The sequence below is a fragment of the Sphingomonas floccifaciens genome (assembly GCF_042681125.1).
Taxonomy (GTDB): domain Bacteria; phylum Pseudomonadota; class Alphaproteobacteria; order Sphingomonadales; family Sphingomonadaceae; genus Sphingomonas; species Sphingomonas floccifaciens.
In genome coordinates, this window is the sequence record NZ_JBHUFC010000003.1 from 634426 (window position 1) to 654556 (window position 20131).

Annotated in this window: 16 protein-coding genes, 1 tRNA gene and 1 pseudogene; 7 read left to right on the plus strand and 11 right to left on the minus strand. The window is 67.3% G+C overall.

Going from position 1 to position 20131, the window contains the following annotated elements:
- The first annotated feature begins 316 nt into the window (after nucleotides 1-316).
- Nucleotides 317-2731 (plus strand): MHYT domain-containing protein, encoded by a 2415-nt coding sequence (locus ACFSC3_RS10065; protein ID WP_380940272.1) that lies wholly within the window; start codon nucleotides 317-319, stop codon nucleotides 2729-2731.
- Between the two features lie 85 nt (nucleotides 2732-2816).
- Here the strand turns inward: ACFSC3_RS10065 and ACFSC3_RS10070 are convergent, their stop codons facing one another.
- Entirely contained in the window at nucleotides 2817-3452 is a 636-nt protein-coding gene (locus ACFSC3_RS10070; protein ID WP_380940273.1) for a choice-of-anchor C family protein, read from the minus strand.
- 243 nt (nucleotides 3453-3695) lie between these two features.
- Between ACFSC3_RS10070 and ACFSC3_RS10075 the strand changes: the two genes are divergently transcribed.
- The 4 genes and pseudogenes from ACFSC3_RS10075 (at nucleotide 3696) to ACFSC3_RS10090 (ending at nucleotide 8052) form a co-directional block, all read left to right on the plus strand.
- Nucleotides 3696-4253: a PAS domain-containing protein gene (locus tag ACFSC3_RS10075; protein ID WP_380940274.1), complete on the plus strand. Its 558-nt coding sequence runs from the start codon at nucleotides 3696-3698 to the stop codon at nucleotides 4251-4253.
- Between the two features lie 100 nt (nucleotides 4254-4353).
- A pseudogene (locus tag ACFSC3_RS10080) lies at nucleotides 4354-4512 on the plus strand (chemotaxis protein CheB); the annotation flags it as partial.
- 104 nt (nucleotides 4513-4616) lie between these two features.
- A complete protein-coding gene (locus ACFSC3_RS10085) occupies nucleotides 4617-7688 on the plus strand; it encodes a CheR family methyltransferase (protein ID WP_380940905.1) in 3072 nt (1023 codons plus the stop codon).
- Nucleotides 7681-8052, plus strand: coding sequence for a response regulator (locus tag ACFSC3_RS10090; RefSeq protein ID WP_380940275.1), 372 nt, complete (start codon nucleotides 7681-7683; stop codon nucleotides 8050-8052). The genes ACFSC3_RS10085 and ACFSC3_RS10090 overlap by 8 nt, the downstream gene beginning before the upstream one ends.
- A gap of 39 nt (nucleotides 8053-8091) precedes the next feature.
- On the opposite strand, the gene ACFSC3_RS10095 is transcribed toward ACFSC3_RS10090, so the two are convergent.
- Nucleotides 8092-8165: transfer RNA gene (locus ACFSC3_RS10095), tRNA-Gly, on the minus strand.
- A gap of 140 nt (nucleotides 8166-8305) precedes the next feature.
- On the opposite strand from ACFSC3_RS10095, the gene ACFSC3_RS10100 reads away from it, so the two are divergent.
- On the plus strand, nucleotides 8306-9589 hold the full coding sequence (locus tag ACFSC3_RS10100; RefSeq protein WP_380940276.1) for a M20/M25/M40 family metallo-hydrolase: 1284 nt from the start codon (nucleotides 8306-8308) through the stop codon (nucleotides 9587-9589).
- Between the two features lie 37 nt (nucleotides 9590-9626).
- Nucleotides 9627-10352, plus strand: coding sequence for a metallophosphoesterase family protein (locus ACFSC3_RS10105; RefSeq protein WP_380940277.1), 726 nt, complete (start codon nucleotides 9627-9629; stop codon nucleotides 10350-10352).
- Between the two features lie 12 nt (nucleotides 10353-10364).
- On the opposite strand, the gene ACFSC3_RS10110 is transcribed toward ACFSC3_RS10105, so the two are convergent.
- The 9 genes from ACFSC3_RS10110 to ACFSC3_RS10150 all read right to left on the minus strand — a co-directional run bounded on the left by ACFSC3_RS10110 (nucleotide 10365) and on the right by ACFSC3_RS10150 (nucleotide 20125).
- Nucleotides 10365-11786, minus strand: coding sequence for a methyl-accepting chemotaxis protein (locus ACFSC3_RS10110; protein WP_380940278.1), 1422 nt, complete (start codon nucleotides 11784-11786; stop codon nucleotides 10365-10367).
- Nucleotides 11787-11862: 76 nt separating this feature from the next.
- Nucleotides 11863-13245 carry an FAD-dependent oxidoreductase gene (locus tag ACFSC3_RS10115; protein ID WP_380940279.1) on the minus strand — a complete coding sequence of 461 codons (1383 nt, stop codon included), beginning with the start codon at nucleotides 13243-13245 and terminating at the stop codon, nucleotides 11863-11865.
- 320 nt (nucleotides 13246-13565) lie between these two features.
- Nucleotides 13566-14579 (minus strand): aldo/keto reductase, encoded by a 1014-nt coding sequence (locus tag ACFSC3_RS10120; RefSeq protein ID WP_380940280.1) that lies wholly within the window; start codon nucleotides 14577-14579, stop codon nucleotides 13566-13568.
- Nucleotides 14579-15748 (minus strand): 4-hydroxybenzoate 3-monooxygenase, encoded by a 1170-nt coding sequence (pobA, locus tag ACFSC3_RS10125; protein WP_380940281.1) that lies wholly within the window; start codon nucleotides 15746-15748, stop codon nucleotides 14579-14581. Before pobA ends, ACFSC3_RS10120 begins: the two co-directional genes overlap by 1 nt.
- Nucleotides 15745-16692 (minus strand): Gfo/Idh/MocA family oxidoreductase, encoded by a 948-nt coding sequence (locus tag ACFSC3_RS10130; protein WP_380940282.1) that lies wholly within the window; start codon nucleotides 16690-16692, stop codon nucleotides 15745-15747. The genes pobA and ACFSC3_RS10130 overlap by 4 nt, the downstream gene beginning before the upstream one ends.
- 135 nt (nucleotides 16693-16827) lie before the next feature.
- On the minus strand, nucleotides 16828-17706 hold the full coding sequence (locus ACFSC3_RS10135) for a class III extradiol dioxygenase subunit beta (RefSeq protein ID WP_380940283.1): 879 nt from the start codon (nucleotides 17704-17706) through the stop codon (nucleotides 16828-16830).
- Nucleotides 17706-18116 carry a protocatechuate 4,5-dioxygenase subunit alpha gene (gene ligA / locus ACFSC3_RS10140; protein WP_380940284.1) on the minus strand — a complete coding sequence of 137 codons (411 nt, stop codon included), beginning with the start codon at nucleotides 18114-18116 and terminating at the stop codon, nucleotides 17706-17708. Before ligA ends, ACFSC3_RS10135 begins: the two co-directional genes overlap by 1 nt.
- Before the next feature lie 144 nt (nucleotides 18117-18260).
- On the minus strand, nucleotides 18261-19280 hold the full coding sequence (locus ACFSC3_RS10145; RefSeq protein ID WP_380940285.1) for an amidohydrolase family protein: 1020 nt from the start codon (nucleotides 19278-19280) through the stop codon (nucleotides 18261-18263).
- Nucleotides 19277-20125, minus strand: a complete 849-nt coding sequence (locus tag ACFSC3_RS10150; protein WP_380940286.1) for an NAD(P)-dependent oxidoreductase — start codon at nucleotides 20123-20125, stop codon at nucleotides 19277-19279. Before ACFSC3_RS10150 ends, ACFSC3_RS10145 begins: the two co-directional genes overlap by 4 nt.
- Between the last annotated feature and the right edge of the window lie 6 nt (nucleotides 20126-20131).

Here is a 20131-nt window from a genome sequence, read left to right on the forward strand (position 1 = left end):
TTGACACAGCGGGGCGACGCATGCGTCTTGTGCGATCATTTAGGCGGCAATTGTCGGGCGGTGACGGCACAGGTGATCCACGACGATATGATCCGGCGCATCGAAGCCACCCTGTGCCCGGGCGGAGGCCATCGCCTCGGCAAGCCAAGTCGTTGCGTTCGCCAATCGGATCGGACACTGGATCGGTCCGAAACCGCACCAATTCCCCGCCGTGCTGAATAACCGAAGTTCAGTTGGCAATGTTTGACAGGACTTGCGGATATTGCTTTGCGCATGGCCGACGCCTGAAGGGAGGGCGCCGCTTCGCCATGCCCATATGATCGTCAGTGGCACGCACGACCGGTATCTGGTCTTCCTCTCGATCGCCGTGGCGGTCTTCGCGTCCTTCACCGCCTTGAGCCTCGCCAACCGCATCCGTGCGTCGCGCGGACAAGCCCGCCGCCTGTGGCTTTCGGGCGCCGCGATCGCGCTGGGCGGCGGCATCTGGGCGATGCATTTCGTCGCGATGCTGGCCTTCAGCATGCCGGGCATGGCGATGAGCTACGATCCCGGGCTGACGCTGGCGTCGCTCGTCATCGCGATCGCCTTTACCGGGGCGGGCCTGGCGATCGTCGACTGGCAACGGGTCGTGCCGGCCCGGATCGCGGGCGCCGGACTGTTGATCGGGGCGGGCGTGGTCGCGATGCACTATATCGGCATGGCGGCGATGCGGATGCCGGCGACGCTCGGCTACGACTGGCGCTGGGTTGCGGCGTCGGTGGTCATCGCGGTCGCTGCGGCAACTGCTGCGATGTGGCTCGCGTCGACGGATCGTCAGATCGGCCGGCGGCTGCTGGCCGCCACCGTCATGGGCGCGGCGATCGCGGGCATGCATTATTCGGGCATGGCCGCCGCCGTGTTCGTGGCGACGCGCGATATCGATCACGCGCAGGGGACAGCCAGCGCCAACCAGACCTATCTGGCGGTCGGCATCAGCGTCGTGACCGTGCTGATCATGCTGCTGTCGCTCGGTGCGGCGCAGGTCGAAGCGATGATCCGCCGCGCCGCTCGCCGCGAAGCGCGGACCGCATTGCGGCTGAAGATCGCGGACATCCTGCGCGGGCACGACGCCGACGAAGCTTTGGGTGAGGTCGCGGCGGTGCTGGGCGAGTATTTCGGCGTCGTTCGTGTCGGGCTCGGCGACCTGGATTCCGACGCGGACGTCTTCGATTATCGCATCTGCTGGACCGATGGCAGCGTAGCCCCGCTGGTCGGCCAGATGCCGGCGGTCGATTTCGGCGTGAAGGTCGTCGCGGCGCTCGATGCCGGGCGGACGGTCGCGATCGACGATCTGTTCGACCATCCCTTGAGCGACGATATGCTGGCGCGGGATACGGCTCGCACGGTCGATACCCGCGCGATCCTGGTCGTGCCGTTCGTTCGTGAGGGAAGGCTGCGCACGATCGTCTATCTGAACGACCGCCATCCGCGCGCCTGGCGGCAGGACGAAGTCGTCTTCATGGAGGAAGTCGCCGAGCGCATCCGCCTGGTAACCGAGCGGGTCGACGCCGAGAACGCGCTGCGCGATCTCAACGCCAGCCTGGAGGCACGGGTCGAGGCGCGGACGCGCGAGTTGCAACAGGCCGAAGAGGCGCTGCGGCATGCGCAGAAGATGGAGGCGATGGGCCAGCTTACCGGCGGCGTCGCGCACGACTTCAACAACCTGCTGACGCCGATCATGGGCGCGCTCGACCGCCTGCACCACAAGGGGCTGGCCGACAGCCGCGATGCCAGGTTGGTGGCCGGTGCTCTCCAATCCGCGGAGCGTGCCCGGACGCTCGTCCACCGGCTGCTGTCCTTTGCCCGTCGCCAGCCGCTCAATCCCGTGCCGGTCGATATTGCCGTACTGACCAGGGGTGTCCTCGACCTGATCGCAACGACCATCGGCCCGCGATACCGTGTCGAGGTCGACGCGGCGCGCGACGTGCCGCCGGCGATGGCCGACGCCGGCCAGCTCGAAATGGCGTTGCTGAACCTCTGCGTGAATGCGCGCGATGCGATGCCCGAGGGGGGAGATATCCGCATCGTGATCGATCATCTGCGACTGGACGACGACGTGCCGGGCGGAGCGGCGCCGGGCGGATATGTCCGGCTGTGCGTGGTCGACAGCGGTGTCGGCATGGACGCGGAAACCCGGCAGCGCGCGATCGAGCCCTTCTTTTCGACGAAGGGCGTCGGCCGCGGGACGGGGTTGGGCCTGTCGATGGCGCACGGTCTCGCTGCACAGCTTGGCGGTATGCTGACGATCGACAGCGCGCCGGGCGAGGGAACACGCATATGTTTCTGCCTACCCGAAAGCCTGACCATGGCACCGGCGGCGACCACGACGTCGCCTGGCGCAGCATCCTGTGCCGGCGGCCGGGTGCTGCTGGTCGATGACGAGGAACAGGTGCGCGAGGCGACGGCGCAGATGCTGTCGGACCTCGGCTACCATGTCCGCGCGGTCGCGAGCGGAAGGGAGGCGGTGGCACTGATGGAGGGGGGCGAGGTTCCCGACGTCGTCGTGTCCGACCATATGATGCCGGGCATGACCGGGGTCGAACTCGCCCGGATCGTCCGCGATGTCTGTCCCGGCGCGCGCTTCCTGTTGATTTCCGGCTATGCCGAAGGCGGGATCGACGGCGATGTGCCGCGCTTGCCCAAGCCGTTCGTAAAGGCCGATCTGGCCGCGTCCCTGTCTGACTTGGTGTAAGGCGCGCGGAATGGGGATGCGAAAGGAAAGGCCGCCGGTTCCGAACCGACGGCCTTTTTGATAAGTCTTGTCCAGCCGGACGGGCTCAGGCGTGTGCGCGACCCTGCACACGCTTGCGCCGCATCGACGCACCGACCGCGCCGAAGCCGATCAGCATCATTGCCCAGGTCGCGGGTTCCGGCACTGCGGTGACCGATACGCCGTCCAGCGCCGGGCCGAACGCGGTCTGCGTGCCCGAGGTGAAGGCCAGGGTCGTCGTCGAGGCGCCGGCGACGAAGGAATAGGTAAAGGGCGTCCAGCCCATGTTGCTGCGCGTCGTATTGTTGATGTTGAACGAATTCACCTGCGGCAGATTGCCGCTGGCGACCGTCGAGAGCACCTTCGTCGTCGGTCCGCCGTCGGGATTGCCGGCCAGCAGGAAGCGGACGTTGTACGTGACGCCGGCGATCGTGTCGAAGGTCTGCATGATGCCGCCTGGACCCGTACCGCTCAGGTCGATGCTGCGGCTGCCTTCGCCGGCCTGCCAATAGCTGCCAACGTAATCGATACTGTCGCCGGTCACGGTCCAGCCGGTGATCGCGGTCGATCCGTTGGCGAGGGTGGTAAAGCCCTGCGCGCCGATTGCCGGTCCGGTTTCGAACCCGCCGTTCATGAATGCGGCGGCATTGGCGGTGGATGGCAACGCGATAAGCGCGAGCGCACCGAGAACGGCGTTCCTCATCGACAACTCCTCTAGAACCTTGGGCGAAAATTGCCGGAAATCGGCAATGTCGTTACGCTTGGGTAAAGGATTTGTTCCAACGCTTTGGCAAGGTTTTCGAAAAGTTCCGTGCGGTCTTCAAATATCCGAATGGGACGATAGCGGCCGGATCGGCGCGCGTTCACCGATTGCGCTTCGGCGACAGGCTGTTATCGGTGCGACTTCACGCCTGATCGATGTTGCAAACCGGAGTTCTCGCGCGTTTTGGAGACGGATGTACCAACTGGGCTGGCCGACTATCTGAGCCAGTCGCGGGTCGCACTGGCCCTCGCGTCAGCGGCCGGGGACAATCACCTCCTGCTGGTGAACGCGCCGTTCTGTGAACTCACCGGTTATTCGCCCGATGATGTGGTGGGGCGCAACTGCCGCCTCTTGCAACGCGACGCACCGAACAGCGAGGCGCGCGCGCGCCTTCGCGAGTTCCTGGCCAACCCGCGCCAGGCCAACGTGCGCACGCCGATCATCAACTTCCGCAAGGACGGGACACCCTTCGTCAACCTGCTCTACATGTCCCGGCTACGCACGATGGGTGGCGAAACGCGCTACATGTTCGCCTCGCAATTCGACGTCAGCCGGTCGCAGCCGGATTTGCTGGCCGATTATGACGCGCAGCTATCGGCGACGCTCGGCCGGCTGGCGCCGGTCGCGGGGGAGGCGGGGATCGTCGTCGAAGGGACGCTGATGACGATCGCCAACAGCGCCGCGACGATCGCGCAGGCGCGCATGATGCTGGACGACGTCGAGCGCGCTCATAATGCATAGCCGTACGGGCGACACAGCCGTTGCAATGTCGGTTGCCGATGCAGCCGTGCCGATCGTCGGGATCGGCGCATCGGCCGGCGGGCTGGAGGCGCTGCGCGAGATGCTGGCGCCCGCCCGGCTGCCGACCGGGCTCGCCTTCGTCATCGTCCAGCACCTCGACCCCAATCACGAATCGATGCTGGCGCAGCTGCTCGATCGCAATACCGGCCTCGCCGTGCTGCAATCGGCCGGCGGCGAGCGGATCGAGGCTGATACCGTCTACATCATCCCGCCGGGCCGTGGCCTCGCCATTCGCGGCGGCGTGCTGGAACTGACCGACTTCGAGCAGCCGCGCGGCGGCCGATCGACGACTTCTTCGCCTCGCTGGCGACCGACCAGCAGGCCAATGCCGCCTGCGTCATCCTGTCGGGCACCGGCGCCGACGGCACGACCGGCCTGCGCGCGATCAAGGAAAACGGCGGCGTCTGCGTCGTCCAGCAGCCGGAGAGCGCGCGCTACGACGGGATGCCGCTGTCGGCGGTCGGCACCGGCCTGATCGACTTCGTGAAGCCGGCGGGCGAAATCCTCGAATGCCTGCAGGGTTTTTTCAGCCGCCGTGCCGGACGCGAACCGAACGAGGCGGAGGCCAGTGTCGTCGCCGATCATATCGACGACATGTGCCGCGTGCTGCGCACCGCAATCGGTCATGATTTTTCGGGCTACAAGCGTTCGACGCTGGTGCGCCGGGTCGAGCGGCGGATGCATGTGCTGGGGATCGATACCGGCCGCGCCTACCTCAACCGCATCCGCAACGACGCCAACGAATGCGACGCGCTGTTCCGCGACCTGCTGATCAACGTCACCCGCTTCTTCCGTGATACAGAGGCGTTCGAGATGTTGCGCCAGCGCGTCGTCGAACCGCTGATGGCCGGGCGGCCGTCGGACGAGGATATCCGCGTCTGGATCCCGGGCTGTTCGAGCGGCGAGGAAGCCTATTCGATCGCGATGATGTTCGCGGAGGCCGCGCGGCTGTCGGGCGAGCCGCTGGCGGTGCAGATCTTCGCGACCGATATCGACGAACAGATGCTGAGCATCGCGCGGGAGGGGAGCTACCCGGCCTCCGCGCTCGCCGACCTGCCGCCGCCGCTGCGCGAACGCTACACCATCCCGCACGCCGAGCGTTTCCAGATCGCGCCGGCGATCCGCGACATGATCCGCTTCTCCAGCCACAGCCTGGTGAAGGACCCGCCATTCTCGCGCATCGACCTCGTCTCGTGCCGCAACCTGTTGATCTATTTCGACGACCAGCTCCAGCAGTCGGTCATTCCGCTGTTCCACTATGCGCTGCGTCCCGGCGGCTTCCTGTTCCTTGGTCCGTCCGAGAGTGTCGGGCGGTTCGAGCATCTGTTCCAGCCGATCGACCAGCAGGCGCGCCTGTTCGAACGCGCGCCCGGTGCTCCCAACTATCCGATCGACCTGCCCGGCAGCGGTCGCCAGCCGGTACCGCGGCGTGGGCGTGACGGCAGCGGCCCGACGTCGTCGCATGGCAGCGAGAACCTCGCCATTCGCCGGTTGGTCGAGCGTTATGCGCCGGCCAGCCTGATCGTCGATCAGGACGGCGCGATCATCTCCGCCTACGGCAAGCTCGGCCGCTATTTCGAGTTTCCCGTGACGCGCACGGGTGGCAGCAGCGCGGTCAATCTGGCGCGACCGGGTCTGCGCGCGGTCATCGGCCCGCTGTTGCGTCAGGCCCGCGACGAGCGCCGCCGCGTCGTCGCCCGCGATGTCGACGTCGAGGGCGACTATGGCGTCCAGCCGACCGAAGTGATCTGCGATCCGCTGGGCGACGGCACATTGCTCTTCGTCTTCCGCGACACCGGGCCGTTCCATTCGTCCGATCCCAGCGAGTTGCAGGACCTGGAACGTGGCGACGACCATATGGAGGCGCTGGAGGACGAACTGCGCCTGACGCGCCATCGCCTGCGCTCGGCGATCGAGGAACTGGAGACGGCGAACGAGGAGCTGAAGAGCTCCAACGAAGAAATGATGTCGATGAATGAGGAGCTTCAGTCGACGAATGAGGAACTGACGACGGTCAACGACGAGCTGAAGAGCAAGGTCGACCAGCTGACCGTCGCCAATTCCGACCTGCGCAACTTCTACGAATCGACCGACCTCGCGGTCATCGTCCTCGATGCCGACCTGAAGGTGCGCAACTATACCGAGGCGGCGACGGCGATCTTCCCGCTGAAGCCGGCCGATCGCGGCCGTCTGTTGACCGATGTCGCCAGCCGTCTGAACGGTGCCGGCCACCTCGACGATGCGCGCGCGGTCGCCGGGGGCGCGCCGGCGACGCAACGCCGCGTGTCGACGATCGACGGACAGCATGTCTATTCGTTGCGCGTCCTGCCCTATCGCACGCAGAGCGGCGAGGTGGCCGGCGCCTCGCTGGTCCTGACCGACATCACGGACGCGCTGTCGCTGGAGCGCGAGCTGGCCGATGAGCGCGAGCGGCTCGATCTGGCGATCAAGGCCGCGGGCATCGGCGTGTGGGAATATTGTCCCGAGACCGGCGAGACCGTGCTCGACGGGGTCGAGCGGCGGATGTTCGATATCGACGCTGCCGAGGCCGGCCGGATCGATCCGCTGATGGAGCGTATCGATCCCGAGGATCGCGACGCCGTACGCGCCGCGCTCATCGATGCCGTCGCGCGCAACGAGGATTACGAGGCGACCTTCCGCGTCCGTGGCGAGGATGGGGAGGTCCGCTGGGTCAAGGGATTCGGTCGCACCGTCGCCGGCAGCGTCCCGCCGCGCCTCGTTGGCGTGTCGATCGACGTCACGCCCGAATATGCGCTGGCGGAAACGCGCGAATTGATGCTGCGTGAGATGAACCACCGGGTGAAGAACCTGTTCGCGGTCATCGCCGGCATGATCACGGTCGCCGCCCGCACGCATGATGCGATTCCCGAACTCGCCACCGACCTGCGGACGCGGATCGCCGCTCTCGGCCGCGCGCATTCGCTCGCCTCGCCCGCGGGGGAGCCGCAGGCGGTCGGGCTGGAGGATGTCGTGAGCGCGACGCTGGCGCCGTATCGCGACCATGCTGAGATCACGATCGAGGGGCCGCCGGTCGCGCTCGACCGCGGCTGCCTGTCGCCGCTGGCGTTGATCCTGCACGAATGGGCGACGAACGCGGTTAAATACGGCGTCCTCGGGACGCACGGCGCGGGGCGGTTGACGGTGCGGTGGCAGACGGATGAGGATGGTATCGCGCTCGAATGGAGCGAGGAGGGACCGGCACGAGCCGAAGTCGCGGCCAGCCGGCGCGGGTTCGGATCGATCTTGGTGGAGACCAGCATGCGGCAGTTGCGGGGCACGATGACCAGCGCCTTTACCGACACGATGTTTCGTCTGGACATGCGCCTGCCCGCGACGGTGATGGCGCATGACTGAGCCGGTTCTGCTCGTCGAGGACGAACTGTTCATCGCGCTCGACCTCCAGGCGACGATCGAGGACGCCGGCTTCAGCGTCGAGGGCCCGTGCACGACGCTGACCGAGGCGCATGACGCGATCGACCGCTACGGCGCAGCCTTCGCCGCCGCCGTGCTCGACGTGCGACTGGCCGACGACACCGTCTATCCCGCTGCCGACCGACTGGAAGCGGCCGGCGTGCCGATCATCTTCCACTCGGGCCACGCCGACGCCAACGAAATGCGCCGCCGCTATCCGGCCGCAACCGTCTGCCCCAAGCCGAGCGCACCCTCGGAACTAGCCGAAGCCCTCCGCCAATGCGTCACCAAGCCCCGCATCGCTTGAGCCGGGCGGCCGGTTGGAATGCGGCGGTCGTGGGAGGCTTGGAGCGGGTGAAGGGAATCGAACCCTCGTCGTAAGCTTGGGAAGCTTCTGCTCTACCATTGAGCTACACCCGCCCGGGCAGCCTTGCGCTTGCCACAGCCGGCGTGGTCGGGTCAACGGCGTTTGCATGTGGATGGCGCGGCGTGGAATGAAGGGTTGCCGGGGGCGTGCGGGGCGGCCATCGTTCGCCACCGTTTCCTTGCAAGGCTGTCCGATGTCGCCGATCCGTTTCCTGATGCTCCCGCTGGCCGTTTCGGCATCCTCGCTGTCGGCCGCGCCGAAGCGGGAGGGGGATGTCGCCGCGGTGCAGGTCAGCGCGCCCTATCGCGCGGCAATGGCGGCGATCGATCGGGGGCACGACCGTTTCGTCGAGGAATTGATCGAGCTGACGCAGATCCCCGCTCCGCCGTTCAAGGAAGCGGTGCGGGCGAAGGCCTATGCCGAGAAGTTCCGAGCGCTCGGCCTGCGCGACGTGGCGATCGATGCGGAGGGCAATGTGCTGGGTTTGCGCCCCGGCGCCGATCCGACGGCTAAGGCGATCGTGATCTCGGCGCATCTCGACACCGTCTTTCCCGAAGGCACCGATGTGACCGTCCGGCGTCAGGGGACGAAGCTGATGGCGCCGGGTGTCGGTGACGACACGCGCGGGCTGGCGACTCTGCTGGCCTATATCCGTGCGCTCGATGCGGCGAAGGTGCGGACGAAGCGGCCGATTCTGTTCGTCGGCACCGTGGGCGAGGAGGGGCGCGGCGACCTGCGCGGTGTGCGCTACCTGTTCACCAAGGGCGCGTATAAGGATCGGATCGGCGCCTTCTTCTCGCTCGACGGCGCGGACCCGTCGCAGGTCGTGAACGGCGGGGTCGGATCGAAGCGCTACCATGTCGTTTTCAGGGGGCCGGGCGGGCATAGCTACGGCGCGTTCGGCATCGTCAATCCGGCCGCCGCGATGGGCGCGGCGATTGCGGACGTCTATCGTATCCAGCCACCGGCCAGCCCGCGTACGACCTATTCGGCGAGCGTCGTCGGCGGCGGCACGTCGGTCAACGCCATCCCGTCCGAGGTGTTCGTCGACATCGACATGCGTTCGGAGGACGCGGGTGCGCTGGCGACATTGGAGAAGCAGGTCTTGGCGATCGTCGCCAAGGCGGCAAGCGACGAGAATGCGGCGCGGTCGACGCGGGTCGGGGTGGTCAGCGCCGAGCCACAACCGATCGGCGACCGGCCGGCGGGGCGGACGTCGGCCGAGGCGGCGATCGTGGTGGCGACGCAGGGGGCGGTGCGCGCGGCGGGTTTCACCCCGTCACTCGCCGCATCGTCGACCGATGCCAATATCGCGATGAGTCTGGGCATTCCCGCCGTCACCATCGGCGCGGGCGGGAGCGGCGGGCGGGCGCATGCGCTCGACGAATGGACCGACGTCGCCAAGCCCGACACGGTGCGCGGAATGGGCGTCGGGCTGCTCGCGCTGATGACGATGGCGGGCGCCGCGACACGGTGATGCGACCGAGCGGCGGGTGATGCGTTAGAGCCCGTCTATGATCCGTCTGTTTCACGTCAGCGACGTTCACTTTGGGGCCGAGGACCGCGACGCCATCGCCTGGTTCGATGCCGCGGTCCACGCCGAACAGCCCGATGCGATCATCATGACCGGCGACCTGACGATGCGGGCGAAGGGCGACGAGTTCGCCGCCGCATCGGCGTGGCTGGAGGGATTGCAGCGCCCGGTGACGGTGGAGGTCGGCAATCACGACCTGCCGCTGTTCAATCTGTTCGCGCGGCTGTTCCGTCCGTACCGACGCTATCTGAAGCTGGAATCGATGATCGAGAAACCGCTGGAGATCGCCGGCGTCCATGTCGTCCCGCTGAAGACCACGACGCGGTTCCAGCTGCGAAACTGGTCGAAGGGCAGTGTGAGCGACGGGTCGTTGAAGCGCGCGCTGGCCGGCGTCGCGGCGGTCGATCGGGCCGGCCTTACGATCGTCGCTTGCCACCACCCGCTGATCGAGGCGGGCACCCAGGCGACCGCGCGCACCCACGGCGGGCGCGACGCGCTGGCGGCGCTGGCGGCGGCGGGGGCAGACGTCGTGCTGTCGGGCCATGTGCATGACCCGTTCGACCGGACGCATCGCGAAGGCGACCGGACGATCCGGCTGATCGGCGCAGGGACGCTGTCGTGCCGGACGCGGGCAAGTCGGGCGGGGTTCAACGAGCTGCGGATCAAGGGCCGCGAGCTTGAGGTGGTTCACCGGGTCATGGACTGAACCTGGCGTCGGTCAGTCGACGAACGCCATCTCGAAATTCCCCCAGCGCCGCCCTGCGATCCACAGCGGCACGAACACGCTCTTGACCGCGCGATAGCGGCCCTGACCCAGATCCTGTCGGTAGGTCGACAGCATGAAGTCGCCCTCGAACGCCACGGCCCGCGCAGTCGCGTCGTCCATGAAGTTGCGGCGGTTGCGGCAGTTGACCGCGTTCCAGGCCGGGTCGCCGGGACGCTGCGGCAGAGATCGCGCCGTCATGTGCGTCGGCAGGTAGCCGTTCACGTCCGATGCGGCGACGCCCAGGATGCGCACCGTGTCGGAGGCGGCGATGCGATCGAGGATCGGGCGGACATGGGCGTCGGCGAACGCGTTGAAGCGCGTCGCATATTGGACCGGATCGGTGCCGGGCATCGGGACGTAGCGCGTGTCGAATACGTCCGACACGGTGACCTCGGCCCGTGCGATGCCGGCTTCGACCAGCGTGCGCATTTCGTGCATGCCGGCCACCGTCAGGTCGACGAAGCGCGTGTCGTCCAGGCGGACGCCCGAATGCGCCAGCCCATCGAACATGACGTTCGCCAGTTGCTCCAGCCGCGTCATGCGCTGGTGCGCGTTGGCCAGGTCGGAGCTGCCGTCGCGGGCCTGGACACCGAATTGGCCGAGCGTATCGCGCACCCGTCCAACGCTGCGCGACGTGACCTCGGTCGACTGCTCAATGCTTTCGGTGATCGCGTCGACGCGGGTGACGAGACCAGCGACTTCGGCGACGGTGTGACTGATCTGTGCGACGCCCTTTTGTGCCAGCACGCCCTTGGACACGCCGGCGTCGATGTCCTTGATAACCGAATTGGCCTGGTCGGCGAAGCTCGCCATCGTCCGCCCGATTTCGTCGGTCGCCTGACGCGTCTCGAGCGCGAGCTTCTTCACCTCTGCCGCCACCACCGCGAAGGTGCGGCCGGCTTCACCCGCGCGCTGCGCCTCGATCGTGGCGTTGAGCGCCAGCAGGTTGGTGCGCGCGGCGATCGTGTCGATCGCACCGGCGACACGCTGGACCTGCTCCATCGCCGCGGCGAAGTCGGTCATCCGGGTGCCCAGGCTGGCGACGAGATCGGTCAGCGCCCCGAAGTCACCGACCGAAGCCTCGATCTGTGCGGTCTCACGCTCCAGCGTGCCGCGGGCCTGCTCGGACAGGCGCCGCGCCTCCATCGTCGATTGGGCGACGGCGCGCTGATCGGCGTCGAGAGCGGCCGTGACCTGCTCGAGTTCGCCCAGAGCGTCCAGCTGGCGGGAGATGCCTTGCGCGACGCCTGCGACATAGCCGGCGGCATCGCTGCAATCGACGGCGAGCTGCCCGCAGCTCCGCGCGACGGTGCGGATCGCGTCATCGTCGCGTTGGGCGGGGCAATGCGACGGGGGCAGAGCAGCACTGGCCAAACGTGACGTCCCTCATATGCGAGTAATGACGGGGAAACTATTGGCGCGCCTTGGTAAACGATCGCTTAAACCGCGCTTACGCCGCGATCGCCTTTTTCTCATCCGCCAGCACCGCATCAACGATCAGCCGGCCGATATCGTTTTGCCAGAACCACAGGCCGTTGGTCTGGCCACGGAAGCTCGCTTCCCCGCCCAGTGCGCCCGACGGGACGAAACCTGCGGCCAGGCCGATGCCGTAGAGGTTGGGAATGGGCGAACCGTCCGCGTCGACGATGCGGCACAGGTCGTCGACCATCGGATCGCCGCAGTCGGCGGCGAGCGGGATCGCCTGGCCCGACGCGTCCTGCAGCGGCAGCGCACGCGGGCGGTAGCCGAGTGCGGCGATGACAAGATCGGCGCGGTCGAGAATGTCTAGCGCCTGCCCCTCGTCCTCGTCGATCCGGTGCAGTCGCACGCGCGGATCGGGCGCGCGTCCGTCGATGCCGAGCATGCGCAGGACAAGTTCGCGTGCCTCCAGGCGGAAGCCGCCCAGGCGATAGACGAAGCCGGTCACCGGGCAAATGTCTTCAGCGCCGAAATCGCTGAACCCTTCGGCGTGCGCCGCTTCGACCGACGGGTAGAAGGGCCGCAGCGGGCGGCGGTGGAGCAGGGTCACGCCGCCCGCGCCGAACGGGATACCGGGGCGCGATCGCAGCAGCAGCCCGACCGTGGTCAGCGCGCTGGTCGACCCGCCGATGACGGCGACCCGTGGGGATCGCTTGCCCGACAGCAGATCGGCGACGCGATCCAACCCGCCGAGCGTCAGCACTTCGTCGGACTGGAGCAGTTTCTCCCCGACGCGACGGGTAAGGCGCTCCCCCGCGACGCGCTGTTCGACCAGGCGATCGAGCGGCTGATGGCCGCCTGTCGCGATGACCAGATTTTCGGCGCGTATGTCGAATTCATGATCGTCGGACCGACAGCGCAGACGGATGGTCCATGTCCCGTCCGTTGCGCGGGTCGCCTTCAGCGCATCATGCCCCTTTAGCACCTTGCCGCCATAGCCCGACACGAGCGTCGCCAGCCGCTCGCCGGTTGCGGACAGATACGGCCCGACGGTCGCCAACGGCACGCCCAGCTTGTCGCGCCAATCGCCGACCGCGGCTGCGGCGGAATGGTCGGCGAGCGCGGCGAGCGAAGGCTCTGACGTGTTCTCGATCGCGGTCAGGAAGGTCTGCGCGGTCGTGTCCGACGTGATGGCATAGTTGCCAAGCCGGCCGCTGCCGAGCGTGTCACTGCGGTCAACGAGCACGAGGCCCTTCGACAGGTCGGCGAGCGTCCCCGCCTTCGCCGCGGCGGTCAGCAGCGCAGTGCCCGCCGGCCCGCCACCGACGATCAGCAGCCGGGCGACCGGCGAGGGACGCGCGTTGATGCGGCCGGCAGCCGCTGTCGTTTTCGCGAGATTGCGCAGCTTCGTCATGATGACGCAGGCTACGGCGTCAGGCGCTAAAAATAGGTTAGGGCGGCGTTTAGAGCGGGTTGTGACCATACGGAGGCACCGCGACGGAGCCGATTTTGGTTCAGGGCAAGGAGCGAGGAGCGGAGCGATGCTATTGCATCGTGACCGACGAGCGACGCCGCCCTGGGGCAAAATCGGCCCGCCGCTTTGCGGTTGCCCTGTCGCGCCCGCCGGTCTGCGTCGCAAGCCTTGCAGGTAGCGCCGCTACCTGCTGCACCTCGCTCCTTGCCGGACGAACACGACAGGGCAATCACGATGCCTCCGTATGATCACAACCCGCTCTAGCTTGTGACGGCGAGCGGTTCGTCGGGCAGCAGTTCGGTATCGATCTGCGCCTGTGCGGCCGCCGGATAGCGTGCGCCGACCAGCCGATTGGCGGGCAGCAGCGCATCGACCGCGGCGAGCGTGTCGGTCGACAGAGTGCATGCCGCCGCCGCGACATTCTCCTCCAGATGCGCGATCGACCGCGTGCCGGGGATGGGGACGATGTGCGGCGCCTGCGCCAGCAGCCAGGCGAGCGCGAGTTGGGCGGGCGTGATGCCGGCGTCCCGCGCGATCGCATCGTAACGGTCGACGAGCGCGAGATTCCGCGACAGCTGCGGCTCGACAAAGCGCGGCATGCTGCGGCGGATGTCGCCCGCGTCATAACCGTCGTCGCGGACGCTGCCCGCGAGCAACCCGCGCGCGACCGGCGAGAAGGCCACGAAGCCGATGCCGAGCTCTGCACATGTGTCGAGCACGGCGACTTCCGGGTTGCGGACGGCGGGGGAATATTCGCTCTGCATCGCGGCGATCGGATGGACGGCGTGCGCGCGGCGGATCGTCGCGGCGGACATCTCGCTGAGGCCGATGGCGCCGATCTTGCCGGCGTCCTTCGCCCGGACGAGGGCACCGACCGAGTCCTCGATCGGCACGTTCGGGTCGAGCCGGTGGAGGTAATAGAGGTCGATATGGTCGGTACCGAGCCGGCCGAGCGCGGCGTCGAGCGTCGTGGCGATGGCGTCGGGCGAGCCATCCAGGATGCGCTGGCCGTCGCGCATGTCGAGCACGCATTTGCTCGCCAGCGTGAATTCCGCGCGGCGATGCATGACCTGCGCGACGAGCCGTTCGTTCGTCCCGCCGCCATAGAGCGCGGCGGTATCGAGAAAGGTCACCCCCAGATCCAGCGCGTGGTTGAGCAGCGCCACGCCCTCCGCCTCGCTCGGGGGCGTGCCATAGGCGTGGCTGAGGTTCATGCAGCCGAGCCCGATGCTCGAAACGGTGAACGGACCGATCGTCCGGGTCGGCAAGGGCATCAGAGCGGCAGTCCCACGTAATTCTCCGCAATCGCAGTCTGCATCGCGCGCGAGGTGGCGACATAGTCGAGCTCGGCGGTCTGCATCCGGTGCTCGAACGCGCCATCCTCGGGGAAACGGTGCATCAGCTTGGTCAGATACCAGCTGAAGCGTTCCGCCTTCCAGATGCGCGCCAGGGCGCGCGCCTGATAGCCGGTCAGGCCCGTCTCGTCACCGCGGGCGAACCAGGCGATCAGCGCGTCGGAGAGATAGGCGACATCGGAGGCGGCGAGGTTCAGGCCCTTCGCCCCGGTCGGCGGCACGATGTGCGCGCTGTCCCCGGCCAGGAACAGGCGGCCGTGGCGCATCGTCTCGAATACGTAGCTGCGCAGCGGCGCGATCGACATCTCCAGTGCCGGCCCGCGGGTGACCTTGTGGTCGCTCAGCGGATCAAAGCGTTCGGCGAGTTCGTCCCAAAGCCGTTCCTCGCTCCAGTTCTCGACGCGGTCGGTCAGGGGGACCTGGACATAATAGCGGCTGCGCGTCAATGATCGCATCGAGGCGAGCGCGAAGCCCTTGTCGGTGTTGGCGTAGATCAGTTCCGGGTGACACGGCGGCACGTCGGCGAGGATGCCGAGCCAGCCGAAGGGATATTCGCGCTCGAATTCGCGGACGGCGCCGGCCGGGATCGCCTTGCGCGAGGGGCCGTGGAAACCGTCGCAGCCGGCGATGAACTGCGTGTCAATCCGGTGTTGCGCACCGTCCCTGGTGTAGGTCACGAACGGCGCGTCGCCGTCGATGTCGTGCAGCGCGAGGTCCTTTGCCTCGTAGATGACGCGCAAACCGCGCTCGGCCGCGGCATCCATCAGGTCGCGGGTGACTTCGGTCTGGCCATAGACGGTGACGTGCTTGCCGGTCAGCGCCTTGATATCGATGCGGATCAGATGGTCGGCGGTGGCGAGGTTGAAGCCCTCCTCGACCAGCCCTTCCGCCTTCAGCCGCGCGTCGAGGCCGAGGCGGGTCATCAGGTCCGTCGTCACCGTCTCCAGCACGCCCGCGCGGATGCGGCCGAGGACATAGTCCGGGGCCTGCCGCTCGACCACGACGCAGTCGACGCCGGCCGCGCGCAGCAGGTGGCCGAGCAGCAGACCCGACGGGCCTGCACCGACGATGACGACTTGCGTCTTCATCGTGCCGCTTCGAGCTGCTTTTCCAGCGCGTCGAGCACGCGGTAGCAGGGCATGACCTGCGCGACGCTGGCGTTGGGTTCGCGGCCCTCGCGGATCGCGGCGATGAATTCGCGATCCTGCAATTCGATGCCGTTCGACGACACCGCGACGCCCGACAGGTCGATCGGCTCTTCCTTGCCGGTCACCAGATCGTCGTAGCGCGCGATATAGGTGCCGGTGTCGCCGATGTAGCGGAAGAAGGTGCCGAGCGGGCCGTCGTTGTTGAACGACAGCGACAGCGTGCAGATCGCGCCGCTTTCCGCCTTCAGCTGGATCGACATGTCCATCGCGATGCCGAGTTCGGGGTGGTGCGGCCCTTCGATCGCGTTCGCCTGGACGATCGGCCCGGCCTGATAGGCGAACAGGTCGACCGTGTGCGCGGCGTGGTGCCACAGCAGATGGTCGGTCCACGACCGCGGCTCGCCCTTCGCATTGATGTTCTTGCGACGGAAGAAATAGGTCTGCACGTCCATCTGCTGGATGTTCAGCTCGCCCGCGGCGATGCGGTTGTGGACATATTGGTGGCTGGGGTTGAAGCGGCGGGTGTGGCCGCACATCGCGGTCAGGCCGGTTTCCTGCGCCTTGGCGAGCACCGCTTCGCCGTCCGCCAGACTGTCGCAGAGCGGGATTTCGACCTGCACGTGCTTGCCCGCCTCCAGGCATTGCAGCGCCTGTGCGGCATGCATCTGGGTCGGCGTGCAGAGAATGACCGCGTCGACGCCCGGCAGCGCCAGCGTCTCGGCGAGGTCGGTCGTCGCATGGGCGATGCCGTATCGGGCGGCCACGGCCTGCGTCGGCGCGAGTTCGCGGCCGACGACGGATACGACCTCGACCCCGTCGACATTCTTCAGGCCGTCGAGGTGCTTTTCACCAAAGGCGCCGGCGCCGGCGAGTGCGATTTTCATGCTGATCTCCCCCTCTCCCCTTCAGGGGAGAGGGCCGGGGAGAGGGGCCGTCTCTCAGTCCGGCCCTGTCGTTCGTGGTTTGAGACTGCCCCTCTCCCAACCCTCTCCCCCTGAAGGGGAGAGGGCTTTTATTCCTCAGGCCGCCCCACTTCCCGTCATATCCAGCCCCTCGCCGTTATCCGGCCGCAGGACGATATGGCCGACCGCAGTGTTGCTGCACGGCACGTGGTAATGGCGATGCAGCGCGGCGGTGCGTTTGCCCAGCGCGCCGCGCATGATCAGCCACATCACCATCTCGATCCCCTCGCTGCCCGTCTCGCGGAGGTAGTCGATGTGCGGAATGTGCCGCAGGCGGTCGGTGTCGCCGATCAGCCCGTCGAGGAAGTCGTTGTCCCATTCGCGGTTGATCAGCCCGGCGCGCGGGCCCTGGAGCTGGTGGCTCATGCCGCCGGTGCCCCAGACCTGCACGTTCAGATCCTCGGGGAAGCTCTCGACGGCGCGCGCGATCGCTTCGCCCAGCGCCCAGCAGCGGTTGCCCGAGGGCGGGGGATAGGTGACGACGTTGACCGCGAGCGGGATGACCTTCACCGGCCATTCGGCGACATCGCCGAACATCATCGACAAGGGCACGGTCAGACCGTGGTCGACGTCCATCTCGTTGATGATGGTCATGTCGAATTCGTCGAGGATCAGGCTCTGCGCGATATGCCAGGCGAGATCGGGGTGGCCGTGGACGTCGGGCACCTTGCGCGGTCCCCAACCTTCGTCGGCCGGGGCATAGCGCTCACCACAGCCGATCGCGAAGGTCGGGATGATCTTCATGTCGAACGCAGAGGCGTGGTCGTTGTAGACCAGGATCACGACGTCGGGCTTCTCCGCCTTCTCCCAATCCCGCGTCCAGTCGTAGCCGGCGAAGATCGGGCCGAAATAGGCGTCGCGGTCCTTTGCCATGTCGTGGGCGACGCCCAGCAGCGGAATGTGGCTGGTCGCCACGCCGGCGGTGATGCGGGCCATTATTTCTTATCCTTTTTCGAGCGCACGCCCTCGGGCGAGCGGCCGCCGGCGTTCATCATCGCCTGATAGTCCTCGACCGAGACGCCGGTCATCGTGCTGACCGCCTGGACGAAGCTCAGGCCATCGGTCGAGAAGACCTTGGCGAGGAAATAGATGTTGCCGCCGAGATCGAGGCAGCGGTTGTAGTCGCGCGACAGGATCGCCTCGCGCTGCTCCGGGCTCAGCGGCCATTCGTCGAGATAGGCCGCCTCGTCCGCCTTCCACCGCTCGCGGTTCTCGGGCTTCATCAGGCTCATCGCGAACTGGTTCATGTGATAGCCCTGACGCGCCCGCGCGGCAGTGAAGACGCGGGTGCCGGGAATATCCTCGAACTCGGCGAGATAGGCGTGGATGTCGCGTGGCTCAGTCATGTCAAATCCTCCCCGGCACGGGGAGGTGGCAGCGCGCAGCGCTGACGGAGGGGGACCTCCGCACAGGTCGCAGCTCGCGGAGAGCCCCCTCCACCATGCTTCGTATGGTCCCCCTCCCCGTGTCGGGGAGGATCTTTACGATGCTCACAACCCACGCTCCTTCAATTGCGCATCCAGTCGCGGGAAGACGCGGCGGGCATTGCCTTCGAAGATCGCCGCGCGATCCGCGTCCGGAATGTCGAGCGCGTCGACGTAGCGCTTCGTATCGTCGAAATACTGACCCGTCGTCGGATCGATCCCGCGCACCGCGCCGACCATCTCGCTGCCGAACAGGATGTTCTTCGTCTCGATCACGTCTGCCAGAAGATTGATTCCCGGCTGGTGGTACACGCACGTGTCGAAGAAGATGTTGTTCATCAGATGCGTGTCGAGCGCTGGCTTCTTCAGCATGTCGGCCAGCCCGCGGTAGCGGCCCCAGTGGTAGGGCACCGCGCCGCCGCCATGCGGGATGATGAAGCGCAGGGTCGGGAAATCGGCGAACAGGTCACCCTGAAGCAGTTGCATGAAGGCGACGGTGTCGGCGGCGATGTAGTAGCCGCCGGTCGCGTGCATCGCCGGATTGCAGCTGCCTGAGACGTGGATCATCGCCGGCACGTCGAGCGCAACCATCGCCTCGTAGAAGGGATACCAATAGCGGTCGGTCAGCGGCGGATGGGTGAAATGCCCGCCGCCGGGATCGGGGTTCAGGTTGCAGCCGATGAAGCCCAATTCCTTCACGCAGCGCTCCAGCTCCGCCACGCTCGCGGTCATGTCGGCCTTGGGGCTCTGCGGCAGCATGCAGACGCCGACGAAGGTTTCCGGGAACAGGCCGACGACGCGCGCGATCAAGTCGTTGCAGCGGCGTGCCCATTCGATCGCGACGGTTTCGTCGCCGACGTGCGGGGCCATGGCGGAGGCGCGGGGGGAGAAGATCGTCAGGTCGGCGCCGCGTTCCTTGATCAGGCGCAGCTGGTTCGCCTCTATCGTCTCGCGGATTTCGGCGTCGGTGATGTCGGGATAGGGCGGCGCGGGCTCGCCCGCCTTGTAGGCCGCGACCTGCGCCTCGCGCCACGCGTCATGGCCCTTGGGCAACACGGTATAATGGCCGTGGCAGTCGATGATCATGCGGTATCTCCAAGAGCCAAGAGCTTTGCGGCGAGGCCGTCCGGCGGGGTCAGCCCCAGGCTGCCGAGGCTGCGCTGGCGGCGGACCGTCCCGTGGGTCATCGCGGGCTCGACGCCCAGCTCCTCCAGCGTCTTCGCGACCTCCTCCATCTCGGCGGCGCGGCGCAGGCCGTGCGCCATCATGCGGTCGAGGTTATAGTCGACCCGGTCGCCCCAGCCCTGCGGCTTCCAGCTGGCGTCGAGCGAGGCTAGTACGGCATGCGCAACGCCCGCACGATGCGCGGCGAGCGCGCATTCGGCGCTCAGCGCTTCGAGGCCTTTCACCATGACCGACCGGATCATCTTGATCGCCGACGCATCGCCGACCCGGGGACCGGCGACGGACACGTTGGTGAAGCCGTGGTCGCGTAGGGCTTCTGCGGCGTCCTCGGCATGCGGGCCGGCGACGAGCAGCGGCACGGACAGCCGGGCGGGAAGGACCGGCGCCATCACCGCGACGTCGACGTAGCGCCCGCTGGCGGCTTCGATCGCGTCCGCGGCTGCGCGCTTGGTGCCTGGAGCGACGCTATTCATGTCCAGCCACAGTGCGCCGGGCGCGAGCAGGGGCGCGTAGGCGTGGGCGGCCGGTAGCGCCTGATCGGCGGTGACGAGCGAGAAGACCGCCTGCGCCTCCGCCAACGCGTCGGCTGGCGTGTCGCAGCCGGTGACGGCGGTTGTGCGATAGTCGTGCAGCTTGGCGGCGCGGGCGGCGTCATCGTCGGTCTTGCGGTCATAGGCGCGGGCGCCGGGCTGCGCGAAGGCCTGCCCTGCCTCTCCGAATCCGATGAAGGCGACCTGACGTCCCATGGTTCA

Coding starts and splice junctions, on each gene's coding strand:
- ACFSC3_RS10070 (WP_380940273.1), bottom strand. CDS start 3,452: ATGAGGAACGCCGTTCTCGGTGCGCTCGCGCTTATCGCGTTGCCATCC.
- ACFSC3_RS10145 (WP_380940285.1), bottom strand. CDS start 19,280: ATGATCATCGACTGCCACGGCCATTATACCGTGTTGCCCAAGGGCCAT.
- pobA (WP_380940281.1), bottom strand. CDS start 15,748: ATGAAGACGCAAGTCGTCATCGTCGGTGCAGGCCCGTCGGGTCTGCTG.
- ACFSC3_RS10105 (WP_380940277.1), top strand. CDS start 9,627: ATGATCCGTCTGTTTCACGTCAGCGACGTTCACTTTGGGGCCGAGGAC.
- ACFSC3_RS10135 (WP_380940283.1), bottom strand. CDS start 17,706: ATGGCCCGCATCACCGCCGGCGTGGCGACCAGCCACATTCCGCTGCTG.
- ACFSC3_RS10115 (WP_380940279.1), bottom strand. CDS start 13,245: ATGACGAAGCTGCGCAATCTCGCGAAAACGACAGCGGCTGCCGGCCGC.
- ACFSC3_RS10150 (WP_380940286.1), bottom strand. CDS start 20,125: ATGGGACGTCAGGTCGCCTTCATCGGATTCGGAGAGGCAGGGCAGGCC.
- ligA (WP_380940284.1), bottom strand. CDS start 18,116: ATGACTGAGCCACGCGACATCCACGCCTATCTCGCCGAGTTCGAGGAT.
- ACFSC3_RS10100 (WP_380940276.1), top strand. CDS start 8,306: ATGTCGCCGATCCGTTTCCTGATGCTCCCGCTGGCCGTTTCGGCATCC.
- ACFSC3_RS10090 (WP_380940275.1), top strand. CDS start 7,681: ATGACTGAGCCGGTTCTGCTCGTCGAGGACGAACTGTTCATCGCGCTC.
- ACFSC3_RS10130 (WP_380940282.1), bottom strand. CDS start 16,692: ATGAAAATCGCACTCGCCGGCGCCGGCGCCTTTGGTGAAAAGCACCTC.
- ACFSC3_RS10065 (WP_380940272.1), top strand. CDS start 317: ATGATCGTCAGTGGCACGCACGACCGGTATCTGGTCTTCCTCTCGATC.
- ACFSC3_RS10120 (WP_380940280.1), bottom strand. CDS start 14,579: ATGCCCTTGCCGACCCGGACGATCGGTCCGTTCACCGTTTCGAGCATC.